The sequence below is a fragment of the Pseudomyxococcus flavus genome (assembly GCF_050038885.1).
GTDB lineage: Bacteria > Myxococcota > Myxococcia > Myxococcales > Myxococcaceae > Myxococcus > Myxococcus flavus.
Window position 1 is genome coordinate 7,437,199 of the sequence record NZ_CP143624.1, and the last position, 12,195, is coordinate 7,449,393.

Sequence of the window (12,195 nt, forward strand, 5' to 3'; positions counted from 1 at the left end):
CGGAGCGTAGCCCCCGGCAGGGGGGAGGCTCCAGCCCGCCCGCGGCCCCCTACGCCGCGAGCGGTGCCAGCCTGTGGACCTGCTCCAGCAGGTGTTCGAGCGAGAAGGGCTTCTTGAGAAACCCCGCCCAGCCGCCGTCAGGCGGACGCACCGACGGGTCGATGGCGCTCATGACGAGCACCGGAAGGCTGGCGAAGGCCTGGGAGTTTCGGATGGCCCGGATGGTCTCGAAGCCATTCATCACCGGCATCATGACATCGATGATGGCCAGATCCGGCCGTGTCTCCTCCAGACAGTCGAGGGCTTCGCGACCGTTGGCGCAGGTGACGACCCTGTAGCCCTCGTCCTCGAGGATGGACTTCACGGCCTCCGCGATGTCCAGCTCGTCGTCGACGACCAGCACCGTTTTCATGAGCGCCTCCGGCGGGCTGTCTTCCGCTTGGCCTTCGAGGCGGGCTTCTTCCGCGGCGACCTGACGCCCATGGGCGGCTTGCGCCGGGCCGTCTTCGGCGTCCCCGCCAGGACGGCGTGGCCGGTGAGCACGGCCTCGGCGCTCTCGAAGGTGTCCGCGACGGTGATGCCCTCGTCGGTGATGGAGAACTCCCGGATGCCGCTGTCGTACTGGCTCTCTCGCATCTTCATGATGGAGAGCAGCCGGTAGAGCTGCGAGCGCAGCTCCACGTAGCGCAGCAGGATGACGTTCTCCACGTACGCGGTGGCATCGGGCTGGGGCGCATCCACACCTGGGGAGAACAAGGCCGTCTCCTCCGAGTAGATGGTGGTGACGTCCAGCATCCGGAGTTGATGGGAGAGGGCGGAGAAGAAGCGGCTCATGCGCTCCGGGTAGACGCTCGCCGAGCGGAAGCCCGCGACGCTGTCGACGAAGAGGCGCATCCGCTTCACCTTCCGCTCGTGGATGCGCTCCAGGAGCCGCTCGGCGAGCGAGTCCAGGTTGTGCTCCAGCGGCGGCTGCCACTGGATTTCAATGAGCCCTTCGTCCACGTACTTCTTGAGGTCCCCCATGCCCACGCCCTCGGCCTTCTCGAAGAGCCGCTGGGACGTCTCGTAGAAGCCGAAGTACACGCCCGGCTGGCCCTGCCGCGCGCCCTCCAGGAGGAAGCGCAGCCCCAGCAGCGTCTTGCCCGTGCCGGGCGCGCCCAGCAGCAGCGTGGTGGAGCCGGACAGGAGCCCGCCGTGGAGCGACTCATCCAGGCGGGGGATGCCAAAGGCCATCCGGATGCGGTGCTCCTCGCCCTGCTCGTTGGGCTTGGAGAACTGCACCTCGGTGCGAGGGTGGACGATGATTCCCTTGTCGGAGATTTCGAGCTCGTGCTTGCCGAGCAGCGAGTCGCTGCCCCGGAACTTGAGCGCGACCATCTCCCGCACGGCGCGAGGGCCCGCCAGCCAGAGTGACAGCTCGAAGATGCCGTCCACCGCCGTCGTCTCGGGGGGCAGGTCGCCGGGATTGTGGGGCGACAGCAGCAGCGTGGTGCAGCCGATGATGCTGATGAACGTCTGCAGCTCCTGGAGGAATCGCTTGTAGGTCAGGTCGTCGCGAGCGAACTCCTTCGCCACGTCCATGCCGTCCATGATGAGCAGCGTCGCCTGGTGCTGCCGCGCCGCGCGCCGCACCAGCTCCAGCAGCCCCTTGAGCCCCTCGGTCTCCAGCTGGCGGTAGCCGCTGATGTAGTGGAGCTTGTCGGGGATGGCGCTGGCGTCGAAGAAGGCCATCCCCTCCAGGTTCGCCAGCATGCGTGCATGCGACTCGGTGAGCAGCGTGACGTAGAGGGCCTTGCCGCCGTGCTTGACGTGCCAGAACGCAATCTGGTGCGCCAGCACCGTCTTGCCTGACCCAGGTGGGCCCAGCACCGCGTAGGAGGCCCCCTGGAGCAGGCCTCCCTTCGTGATGAAGTCGAGCCGGGGGACGCCGGTCTCCATCCGGGGATGGACCGTCTTTCGTCCGCCGCCTCCGCCTTCTTCCTCAGCTGACACGAACCGCTCTCCTTTCAGTCAGTACGCTTCCATCCGGTGACGGGGCAGCGTGACCTGGAACGTCGCTCCCTGGCCCAGCTCGCTTTCAACGGTGAGGGTCCCCGCGTGTGCGGCGACGATTTCGCGGGCAATGAAGAGGCCCAGGCCCAGTCCTTCGGCGCTGCCAGCGGACGCCGCGCGCTCGAACCGGTTGAAGATACGGGCCTGGTCCTCCTTCGCGATGCCGATGCCGTGGTCCTTCACACACAGCTTGAGGACGTCGACATGCTCTTCGATGGATAGTCGGACGGGCTTGCTGTCGCCATAGCGGAAGGCATTCGTGAGCAGGTTGCTGATGACCTGCTCCAGGCGGATGCGGTCTCCCAGCAGCAGGGTGGGCCGGTCGGGAAGGTCCAGGGTCAAGGTAATGCCGGCCGCACGGGCGGGCATGGCCAGCCGCTGGGCCACGTCATGCGCGGCCTCGGCCAGGTCGAACAGCTCGATGTGGAGCCGCAGCTTGCGGCTGCCGACGCGAGAGACGTCCAGCAGCGTGTCCAGCAATTGCTGGAGGCGGACCAACTGCCGCAGCGCGGGCGTGGTGCTTGCCTCGATGGCGTGACGCGGGACGGTGTCGCCCGCGCTCCGGGTGAGGCGGTGGACGAGCCGCTCCAGGTTGAGCCGCAGCGCCGTGAGCGGCGTCCTCAGCTCGTGCGCCGCGATGGAGAGGAACTCGTCCCGGGCGCGGACCGCCGCCTGGGCACGCGACTGGAGTCGGAGCAGGGCCTCGATATTGGCGAGCAGCTCGTCATCCGCCAGGGGCGTGGTCCAGTAGGCATCCGCACCCTGGGCCAGCCCGCGGAGCCGGTCCTCGCGTCGGACGGAGACGGCGGACAGGTGCGCAATGAGCAGGTCTCGCGTCTCCTCCTGACTTCGCAGCCGCCGGCACACCTCATAGCCGTCGATGTCCGGCAGATGGACGTCGAGGAGCACCATGTCAGGCCGACCGCTCGCCAGGCGGAGCGCCTCGGTGCCGCTGCTCGCGTCCACCACATGGTAGCCGGCGTTCTTGAGGATGAGGCTGGTGAGGTAGAGGACGGACGGCGTGTCATTCACGTTGAGGATGGTGGCGCGCGGTCGGTCTTCCCCCTCCATCGGTCGCTCGGATGCGCTGGCGGTCGCCATTCCAGGAAGATGGGGTTTGATTCATCCGAACGGAATCCCCGATGGGGGATGTGTCGCCAGGAGGAATGTGCGCTACGGGACAGTGCTTGAGCCCGGTCGCGAGGTGACGGATTCTGAATAGGCGCGGGGCGCCACCGTCTGTCTCTCCGAACACGACGGCGGGCCCAGAGCTCACGAGGACGCACCCCATGAACCGCATCGCTTTCGCGCTTGTCGCAGCCCTTCTCCTCTCAGGCAGTGCCCAGGCCCAGGGTCCTGGGCACCGTTCCAACCGCGTGGAGCGGCGTGAGCTCCGGGACGATCAAAAGGACCTGGAGCAGCTGCGGGACGTGCTGGCCCGCTTCGATTCGGCGTGGGCGCGCCGGAGCGAGCGACAGATGGCGAACGTGGAGGCCAGCTTGCGCAAGCTGCTCCGCGCCGAGCTCGCGGAGAGCCAGCGCGAGCTGTCCAAGGACTGGGCGGAGGCGCGGCGGACCCGGCGTGAGGCGCGCGTGGCGCAGTGGGGAGGCCCCCGCGCCACCATGTGGGGACAGGCCGCCGCCGTGGGGGCCCGGAGCGACCTGCGCGCGGAGCACGCCGCGCTGCGCACGAAGAAGGCGATTGCCCGTGAGCTCGATGAGATCGAGGGGCTGCGTCAGCCCGGTGCGCTCCACCACAAGCGCACGCTCATCCTGGAGCTCATCCAGCTGGCCGAGCGTGAGCGGACCGAGGGCCGCCGGGACGTCTACCGGGACCGGAACAACGGCTGGCGCCGCTGAGCGCCGCCGGCTCCCAGGACCGCCATGCCCCGGAAGCCGACCGTGTGTCGCTTCCGGGGGGAGATGGCCCGCCGGCGCGTTGCGCTACTCCGCCTTCTTCGGCGCGGCGGCGGGGTGTACCACGCGGTGGACGGGGTACAGCTCGCCGGTGGTGATGGCTCCGTCGAGGAACTGCCAGCGGCAGAATCCGTCATCGGAGTGCGGCTCCAGCAGATACACGGCGAGGGTGCCGGCGCGCTGGGCCGTGGGCACGTAGAGCGTACCGGCGGGGAACTCACGCGTGGTGCGCTCCGGGGCCACGGTGAGCACCGTCTCGAAGCGGACGGGCTTGGGCTTCTGGCTGAGGGGCACCTCGGCCTCTCCTGGCAGCGGCACGTTGGCGGCCACGTCGGGGCTGAAGGTCTCCTCGCGCCGGGCCACGCGGTAGCTGTCCACCGTGAACGCCCGCGGCTTCGGCAGCCGCTCGAACCGGATGCCGTGGCCTTCCAGCCGCTCGGCCAGCTCCGGTGGCGCCAGGTACGCCTCGGGCGTGCTCACGGCCTGGGTGGGTACGAAGGTCCGGTAGTGCGGCATCTTGTAGGTGCGCTTGCGCTTACCGGGGTAGCGCCGCGCGGCGATGCTGGCTTCGTCGAAGGCGAGGATGTGGGCCACGTCTCCGGGCAGAGCATGGGCGGGATACTCGAAGGCCAGGGCGCCCTGGGCGTCGCGCGTGGCCACGCCGTAGTTGATGCCCACGAGCGTCTGCACATCAGGCGCCGTGCCGCGCGCGATGATGTCCTCCTGGGCCTCCTCGGTGATAGCGCGGTAGGCGGCGGCATGGCGGGCCGCATCACGGAAGAGCTCCAGCAGCCAGGCGCGCATCACCGCGCAGCGACGCGGGAAGTCGATGTAGCTGTACGTCTCCAGCAGCACATCCAGCCGGCCGAGCAGCCCGCGGTAGTGGCTGCCGAAGCGCGGCAGCGCCGGGTACGTGTGCCAGCCCGAGCTGGGGTCACCCTCGTCCTTGTAGTTGCCGTACCAGAAGCTGTCGAAGCCGTGGCGCGTCTGCACGGCCCTGGCCACGCGCTCCAGCATGCCGCGGTTGTAGGCGCGCAGCTTGGAGAAGAGGGGCTCGTTCGAGTGCGACGTGTCGAACGTGAGGTCGAAGGCGTGGATGCTGCCGTCGGTGGTATGGCAGTCGATGAAGACGTGGGGCCACCAGGTCTGGTGCAGCGCGGCCATGGCGCGCGTCTCCGGAGCCTCCTGCTTCGTGCTGTCGCGGTTGAGGTTCCAGCCCTCGCCCGTGTAGCGCGTCCCCACGCCGCCCTCGGGGTTCACCTGTCCCTCCAGGTCCTGGAGGTTGAGCTTCCGGTTGTTGGGGCTGATCCGGTCGTTGCCGTCGGGGTTGAAGTTGGGGACCAGCACCAGGCACAGCTTGTCGAGCAGCGTCTGCCCCAGCTTGGTGAGCGTGAGGTCGCGCGCGAGCGCGAGCACGGCCTCCTTGCCCTCGACCTCGCCCGCGTGGATGTTGGCCTCCACCATCACCACGACCTTCTTCTGCTTGCGCGCCTGCTCGGGCGTGAAGCAGCCGCGGTCGCTGACCACGAGCGCCACCAGGGGCTGGCCTTCGCCGCTGCGGCCGAAGTCCACCCGCCGGGCCAGCTTCGTGCGCTGGCAGAGCGCGTCGACGAAGGCCAGCACGTCGGAGTGAAGGGACGTTTGCGTGTAGTTCGACGCTTCAGCGCGGGTCAGCAGCGGGTCCATGGGCGCGCATCCGAGCGCTCCCGCCCAGGCGCGTCAAGTCCCGCCACAGGGTGTGCAAAAGCGTGAGCCCGAGCAGGGTGTCCTCCTGCCCGGGCTCGGGGTGCTGCCATGGATGAGACCCGCACGTTTAAGTTCCTGCCTGCGGTTGAGACCTCGGGTCCTGCGATTGAACGACCGCCGCGCAAGGTGGAATGGAGCGGCGGGCTGGAATTGCACCAGCATCACGAGGGAAGGGGCGGGAACGGTCGATCGGGCCTGCGACAGCGAATGCTGAGTCTGGAGTGAGAATCTGAGATTGGGGTGCCTCGCGTGCTCGTGTTGCCGCTTGCCTCTACCGGGATTGGGCTACCCCGCCGCATGAGGTGGGGGCGGGGGCAGGGCTCGAACCTGCACTGGGGACGGCCGGAGAACGTCTGGCGTGAAGCTGCTGCTGAGTTTGAGCTTGGACTCCGAAAGGTCTGCGGCCGTGAGCCTAGCCGAACAGGTAGCCGAGGAGTGCCTCGCCGGCCTTCATTTCCTCCACCTCGACGGCGTTCGCCTCTTCGCGGGCGAACTTGACGGCCTGCTGCAACTTCTCCACGCGCTCCAGCAGGTCATTCACGCGCGTGGCGGGGAGGGCGCCGGAGAACTTCACCGTCTTCCAGTAACCCACGACGATGTCCTCGTAATAGACCTCGACCTGGGCCGGGTGCTTCTCGGTCGCCTCGGACTTCACGTGGTTCCGGGGAACCTTCTTCGTCTTCGCCGTCTGCACGGGCTCGGTCGCCCACAGGCCCTGCGCCGGGTCGGGAACCCACGACTCCGACGGGTCCAGCGTGGGGAGCTTCTTCACGAACGTGTGCAGGTCCACGAGCTGCTTCTCCAGGAAGAGCAGGTACGTGGCGGGGACTCCCTTCAGCAGCACCCGGCCATCCACGCGCACGTCGGCCTTGGCATGGCAGTTGGTGAGGTCCTTGGTGGCGGTGACGTCGAAGAGCCGGGTCAGAATCTCCTGCGTCTTCTTGAGGACGTCCTGGGTCCGTACCTGCACGCGGGTGGACTCGGGAGGGAAGCGCTCACCTTCTTCGTCACGGGGTTGATACGTACGGGAGATACCGCTCAGGAGCTGCGGCTTCTGGAGGTCGTGATGCGCCTGCGTGAGCTCCTGCTGGCTGCGGTTCTTGACGCCCTTCTCGACGGCGATGATCTGGTTCAGCTTCGGCATGACGCCACTTCCGTTCGGCGAGAGATTTGTTTTGGGCCGCCGACGGCGCACCGGACGTGTGCCTGACATTGCCTGGGGGCTTCAGGGCTGTTGCCCGAGCCCGTCACGCCCTGGCCATCCAGTCCTATGGCGCAGCGAGCAGCGCCTCCAGGCGCCGCGCGTAGAACTCACGCGAGCGCTCGCCATTGACGGCCACCACCACCACGCCCTCGCGGTTGATGAAGACGGTGGCGGGCACGGTGGAGATGCGCAGCGGGCCCAGCACCTCGCCCTTCGCCGTGGCCACGGTCATGTGCACCCCCAGCTCAGCCGCGGTGCGGCGGTTGCGCGCCTCGCTGGGGTTGATCGAGAGCGCGAGGAAGCCGACGCCGCGCGCCTCGTACTCACTTCTCAGGGCTTCGAGCTCGGGCAACTCCCGAGCGCAGGCGTGTCAGCCTGGGGCCCACACATTGATGACCCAGGGGCGGCCCAGCAGTGCCGCCCGGTCGATGCGCTCGCCCTCCAGCGTCTCCGCCCGCAGGCTCTCCGGCACCGGCGTGCCGGGGCGGTCGTAGCGGTCACACGCTCCCAGGAGCAGAGCGAGCGCGAGCAGGAGCGGGGCGCAGATGGGACGGCGCATGGGCTTCTTTATGCACATGGAGACACGTCCGCGCATCTCCTTTCCGCGCGGGAACTTCGGCGGGGCTCGCGGTGTCACCCCCGGAACATCGCTACCGCACACGAAAGGTCCCATGCATGCACCGTGGTGGCTTCCTCGGGTTCGAATTCGCGCTCGACGCCGGGCCGCTCGTCGACGCCATCATCCCGTGCTCATCGCTGTCGCCCCGGCCTCGACACGTGAGAGCCAGGGCCGCCCCGATAGGATTCAGGTGTTGACGGGGCCGGCAGCGGGCCCGCCTATTGCCCCGGTCACGGTCATCGCGACGAGCCCCCTGCCTCATCCGCGCTCGCCTTCTGGCCCAATACCGCCAGAGACGCCGGGCTGCCGGGGGAGCCCTCCGTCCACGCGAGGCCCTGGGAGCCGGACTCCCGGGCCTCGCCTCCTGCTCTGTGTACGTCCGTGGGGGTGAGCCCTCATGCATGACGTCAGCACAGCGCCGCGCCCGGAAGGTCCCGCGGAAGGAGGCAGCACGCCATGACGGAGCAAGAGGCCTACGTGAAGCAGATGGATGCGGAGAAGCGGAGGCTCGATGCCCGGATTGCCGAAACCGAGGCGCAGGCAGACGTCCGCCAGGCGGATGCCGAGCTCAAGGACCTGTCGGGCGTCCGGCGTGTCTTCGACCGGTTCCGCCAGAAGCTCGACGAATTGAGCAGCCGACAGACCCAGAACTTCGACCAGGGAAAGGCCGAGCTTCGCAAGTCCTACGACGACCTCAACCAGGCCGTCATCGACATGGACGCGCGCATGGCGCTCGTCCGGGCGGGCTACGAGCGCAAGCGGGAGGCGGAGCTTCGCGAGCTTGGCGCGCAGATGGACGGCTGGGAAGCCTCCATCTCGCAGTCCCGCTCCGAGGACTCGCGGCTCACGCGCCAGGAGCTCGAGTTCATCCGCCGCTCGTTCCACGACACGGAGTCCGCGCTCCGGCGGCTGATGAGCAGCCACGGCGACAACTGGTCCAAATTGAAGAAGGACTACGAGGCGTCCTGGCGCGAGCTCCGCGAGCGCTCCGACAAGATTCGCGCGGGCGCCGAGGCCCAGCCTTCGTCACCGGCCTGAACCTTGAGCGTGTGAGCCCGGACGCAATACGCGCCCGGGCCCACAGCCCACGGACTTCCGGTGTCGCTAGAAGGCGCGGTTCACCGCGGAGGCGCAGAGCTTGTAGTCGTTGGGCCTGGGGATGCCGCCAACAGCGCGGTGCTTCACATCATCCCGTTCGTCTTCAGTCCATGGCTCCCGTCGTGGCAGCTCACCGCGAGTGTGTCGGTGCTGACGCAACAGGCATTTCATGGCGATGGAGATTAGCCCGTTGATGGAGTTTTCCTGCGGACGTGCTCCCAGGCCTCGTTGAGCTTGCGCGTCTCTTCCAGGGCCAGCGCCTGCAGCTTCGGTCCAAGCTGCGCGACCTTGTCCGGGTGGTACTGCGCCACCAGCGTGAGGTAGGCCCGCCGTGCCTCGGCGAGCGGCGTCCCAGGCGTGATGCCGAGCACCTCCCAGGGCGTGGGCTCGGGCGCGCGGGCCGGCCCGGGGCGGGGCTCCGGATCGGGTTCCGGCTCGGGCTCGGGTTCCGGCTCCTCCTCTGCTTCGGGGGCGGTCCAGGCCTCGTCCTCCGCCTCTTCTGCGTCTTCGACATGCGGCTCGGGAGGAGGAGGTGCGGGCCGGTCGAAGCCTGCTCCGCACCGCGAGCACAGCAGGCGCTCGTGGAGCGTTCCCTCCGGGGCGGGCACGACGCGGGTGTCGAAGCAATCACCGCACACGATGTGCTGGCACCCCTCACAGCGCGCGGCGGAAGCGGCCTCCTCCAGGTCCTGGCCACAGCGGGGACAGTCGTCGGGCAGCGGCGCTTCTTCGCCGCAGCGCACGCAGTGAGCCCACGCCCGGTCCATCCGGCTCTCGCACTCCGTGCACTCCAGGTTGCCGCCGCTGGTCGGCTCCCAGTCCTTCGCTTCGCCACACCACGGACAGAAGGGCATGAGCCAGGCCAGCTTCCCCAGGCACGCCTCGGAGTCGCAGTCGAACTCGAGCCGGTAGCCCAGGGCCACGGGCTCGGGCGGGTTCGCTTCCTCGAAGGACTCACCACAGGCCCAGCAGGCGTTGAAGCGCGGGTGGGACGGCGCTTCGCAGGCGGTGCAGACGGGGTTGTCGTGCTCGGCCTTCCAGGCCACCTCATCACCGCAGCCCGGACAGAAGGCCATGGCCTGGGTGACGTTCGGGTGCTGGCACGCGGCCCTCGCCGCGCGTGCGGCGCGCTCCCGCTGGCCTGGTGGCGCGGGGAAGGGCGGCTGGACGCCGCGCTCCGTCAGGTGCTCCCACCAGCAGGCGCGGCACACGCGGCCGCGGGCCTTGCGTGGCGCGTGGCCCGCGACGTTGGGGCGCTGCCGGAGCTCACCGGCATCCAGCACCTGCGTGCTCAGGCACACCTGGCAGACCGTGTCGCCGCACACCTCGCAGCTCCCCGCGAGGCGGCGGGCGCCCAGCCCCAGGATTCCGGCTGTCAGCACCTCCCTGCAGCACGGGCAGGCTCGCATGGACTCCTCTCGCTGGCGCTCGGGGCTCCGCGGGCCTCGGGTGCCGGGTGTGGGCGCCCTGTGCCGGGAGCCGGTGAATCTCCGTCCCCACGCATGCCCGAATCAGCCTGCCAGGTCCAGCGCGCTTACCGGGCGGCCTCCGCGGCTGGTGGCTCGCAGCCGATGCGCTGGGGGCCCACGGCCAGGTCGTCCAGCCACCAGTCCGTGGGAACGGAGAGCCCCTGGTAGAGGAAGACGCCTGCTTCGAGCATGGTGAAGCGCGTGGCCTTCTCCCGCACGGGGCGCTCCGTCGTGGGAGGATCGGCGAAGACGAACGTCTCCGGCCACCGGAGCTCGGTGCCATTCAGCCACACGCGAGGCTCGGCGGCCTCGGGGTGCGTGCCATTGGCGCCGTCGAAGAGCCATTCCAGGCAGGCCCACGCATCGAGCACGAGCGGGGTGTCCGACAGCTGCACCCACTCGGGGAAGCCCGGGGGCTCGGGCGGATGCCAGATGGCCATGTAGCGCTGCCGGTACGTGGCGAGCTCATACCAGTCGAGCGTCTCCACCGCGCCGCCGGACTGCCCCGGCCTGGGGTAGCGCGCGTTGAAGAGGCCGGCGTGCGACAGCGGGCGAGCCGGCGTCGTATAGACGTAGACGCGGCCCCACAGCACGGGGCCGAAGCCGGCGGGCAGGTCGAAGCGGAGCGTCTTCTTCGGGCCGCCCTGGCTTCCTTCCGTGCCGCCGACCAGCTTGCTGGCATGCAGCGCATACCGTCCCGAGCGCGCCCGCGAGTCATCCACGCGCAGCTCGCCGCTGAGCTCGTCGCGGTACGGCGTCCAGCCGTCGGGGATGCGGCCCTCCTCGAAATCCCAGCAGCGCGTCCCGGGGGCCTCACAGCCCCTGGCTGGCGGCGGGGGCGGGGCGACCGGCCGCGCGGGGGCGGAATGGGAGCAGGAGGCCAGGGCCACCAGCAGCAACGAGGGACCCCACCAGTCGCGCCGGGCTCGCACGTCACGGACCTCTTCGGTGAATCCAAGAAAGCTAGGCGCAACCCGGGGTGGGGAACAATGCGCCTGAAGGGGCTATCGAAGCCGCGTTCCCGCGCTTAATCCGGGCTATATCCCGGGTGTGGGTGGTTTCCAGGCGAAACACCCGCGCCCTCTACACCAGGAAGATTCTCGTGGCCGGAAGCAGTCTTCTCACCCTGATTGATGACATCGCCAGCCTGCTGGACGACATCGCCGCAATGACCAAGGTGGCGACCCGGAAGACCGCGGGTGTGCTCGGGGACGACCTCGCGCTCAACGCCCAGCAGGTCACCGGTGTGAAAGCCGACCGCGAGCTTCCCGTGGTCTGGGCGGTCGCGAAGGGCTCGTTGGTCAACAAGGCGATCCTCGTCCCCGCGGCCCTGGCCATCAGCGCGCTGGCGCCCTGGGCCATCACCCCGCTGCTGATGCTGGGCGGCGCCTTCCTCTGCTTCGAGGGCTTCGAGAAGCTGGCGCACAAGTTCCTGCACGACAAGGAAGCGCAGGAGGCCGAGCAGCAGGAGCGCATCAAGGCGGTGGCCGACCCCGCGGTCGACCTGGTGGCCATGGAGAAGGACAAGATCCGTGGCGCCGTCCGCACCGACTTCATCCTGTCCGCTGAAATCGTCGTCATCTCGCTCGGGACCATCTCCGAGGCGAGCTTCGGGCTCCAGGTCGCTGTGCTGGCGAGCATCGCCCTCCTCATGACGGTGGGCGTCTACGGCCTGGTCGCGGGCATCGTGAAGCTCGATGACGCGGGCCTCCACCTGATGCAGAAGCAGGGCACCGGGGGCTTCATCGGATTCCAGCGCAGCCTGGGCCGAGGCATCCTCGCCGCGGCACCGTACCTGATGAAGAGCCTGGCCATCATCGGCACCGCCGCCATGTTCATGGTGGGCGGCGGCATCCTCACCCACGGCATCGCGCCCGTGCATCACTTCATCGAGCACGCCGGCACCGCCGTGGCGACGGTGCCCGGCGTGGGGGGCTTGCTGGCCGCGCTCGTGCCGACGCTCCTCAACGCGGTGGCTGGCATCCTCGCCGGTGGGCTCATCCTGCTGCTCGTGAGCGGCGCGACGCGCATCGTCCAGGCCGTGCGCCCCAAGGCGGGCTGACGTCTTCGCGCCCCTGTGCGCCCGTTGCT

Annotated in this window: 11 protein-coding genes; 3 read left to right on the forward strand and 8 right to left on the reverse strand. The window is 69.1% G+C overall.

What is annotated here, in order from left to right:
- Window positions 1–49: 49 nt before the first annotated feature.
- Genes VZL07_RS30900 through VZL07_RS30910 form a run of 3 tightly spaced genes read right to left on the reverse strand, consistent with a single transcriptional unit; the run spans window position 50 to window position 3,123 of the window.
- Window positions 50–412 carry a response regulator gene (locus tag VZL07_RS30900; protein ID WP_426751535.1) on the reverse strand — a complete coding sequence of 121 codons (363 nt, stop codon included), beginning with the start codon at window positions 410–412 and terminating at the stop codon, window positions 50–52.
- A complete protein-coding gene (locus tag VZL07_RS30905; RefSeq protein WP_426751536.1) occupies window positions 409–1,992 on the reverse strand; it encodes an RAD55 family ATPase in 1,584 nt (527 codons plus the stop codon). The genes VZL07_RS30900 and VZL07_RS30905 overlap by 4 nt, the downstream gene beginning before the upstream one ends.
- Before the next feature lie 18 nt (window positions 1,993–2,010).
- Complete coding sequence (locus VZL07_RS30910) at window positions 2,011–3,123, reverse strand: hybrid sensor histidine kinase/response regulator (protein WP_426751537.1); 1,113 nt, start codon at window positions 3,121–3,123, stop codon at window positions 2,011–2,013.
- A gap of 218 nt (window positions 3,124–3,341) precedes the next feature.
- Between VZL07_RS30910 and VZL07_RS30915 the strand changes: the two genes are divergently transcribed.
- Complete coding sequence (locus tag VZL07_RS30915; RefSeq protein WP_426751538.1) at window positions 3,342–3,911, forward strand: hypothetical protein; 570 nt, start codon at window positions 3,342–3,344, stop codon at window positions 3,909–3,911.
- A gap of 84 nt (window positions 3,912–3,995) precedes the next feature.
- Here VZL07_RS30915 and VZL07_RS30920 read toward each other — a convergent pair whose 3' ends face one another.
- From VZL07_RS30920 to VZL07_RS30930, 3 genes are all read right to left on the reverse strand, one after another.
- Entirely contained in the window at window positions 3,996–5,654 is a 1,659-nt protein-coding gene (locus VZL07_RS30920; protein ID WP_426751539.1) for a M14 family metallopeptidase, read from the reverse strand.
- Between the two features lie 472 nt (window positions 5,655–6,126).
- Complete coding sequence (locus tag VZL07_RS30925; RefSeq protein WP_426751540.1) at window positions 6,127–6,858, reverse strand: hypothetical protein; 732 nt, start codon at window positions 6,856–6,858, stop codon at window positions 6,127–6,129.
- Between the two features lie 124 nt (window positions 6,859–6,982).
- Window positions 6,983–7,477 carry a TlpA family protein disulfide reductase gene (locus VZL07_RS30930; protein WP_426751541.1) on the reverse strand — a complete coding sequence of 165 codons (495 nt, stop codon included), beginning with the start codon at window positions 7,475–7,477 and terminating at the stop codon, window positions 6,983–6,985.
- A gap of 516 nt (window positions 7,478–7,993) precedes the next feature.
- On the opposite strand from VZL07_RS30930, the gene VZL07_RS30935 reads away from it, so the two are divergent.
- Window positions 7,994–8,575 (forward strand): hypothetical protein, encoded by a 582-nt coding sequence (locus VZL07_RS30935; RefSeq protein WP_426751542.1) that lies wholly within the window; start codon window positions 7,994–7,996, stop codon window positions 8,573–8,575.
- 242 nt (window positions 8,576–8,817) lie between these two features.
- On the opposite strand, the gene VZL07_RS30940 is transcribed toward VZL07_RS30935, so the two are convergent.
- Both VZL07_RS30940 and VZL07_RS30945 read right to left on the reverse strand, forming a co-directional pair.
- A complete protein-coding gene (locus VZL07_RS30940) occupies window positions 8,818–10,044 on the reverse strand; it encodes a J domain-containing protein (RefSeq protein WP_426751543.1) in 1,227 nt (408 codons plus the stop codon).
- Between the two features lie 125 nt (window positions 10,045–10,169).
- On the reverse strand, window positions 10,170–11,036 hold the full coding sequence (locus tag VZL07_RS30945; protein ID WP_426751544.1) for a hypothetical protein: 867 nt from the start codon (window positions 11,034–11,036) through the stop codon (window positions 10,170–10,172).
- A 170-nt stretch (window positions 11,037–11,206) separates the two neighbouring features.
- On the opposite strand from VZL07_RS30945, the gene VZL07_RS30950 reads away from it, so the two are divergent.
- The gene (locus tag VZL07_RS30950; RefSeq protein ID WP_426751545.1) at window positions 11,207–12,166 is read left to right on the forward strand and encodes a DUF808 domain-containing protein; all 960 of its coding nucleotides are present in this window, start codon (window positions 11,207–11,209) and stop codon (window positions 12,164–12,166) included.
- Window positions 12,167–12,195 lie beyond the last annotated feature (29 nt).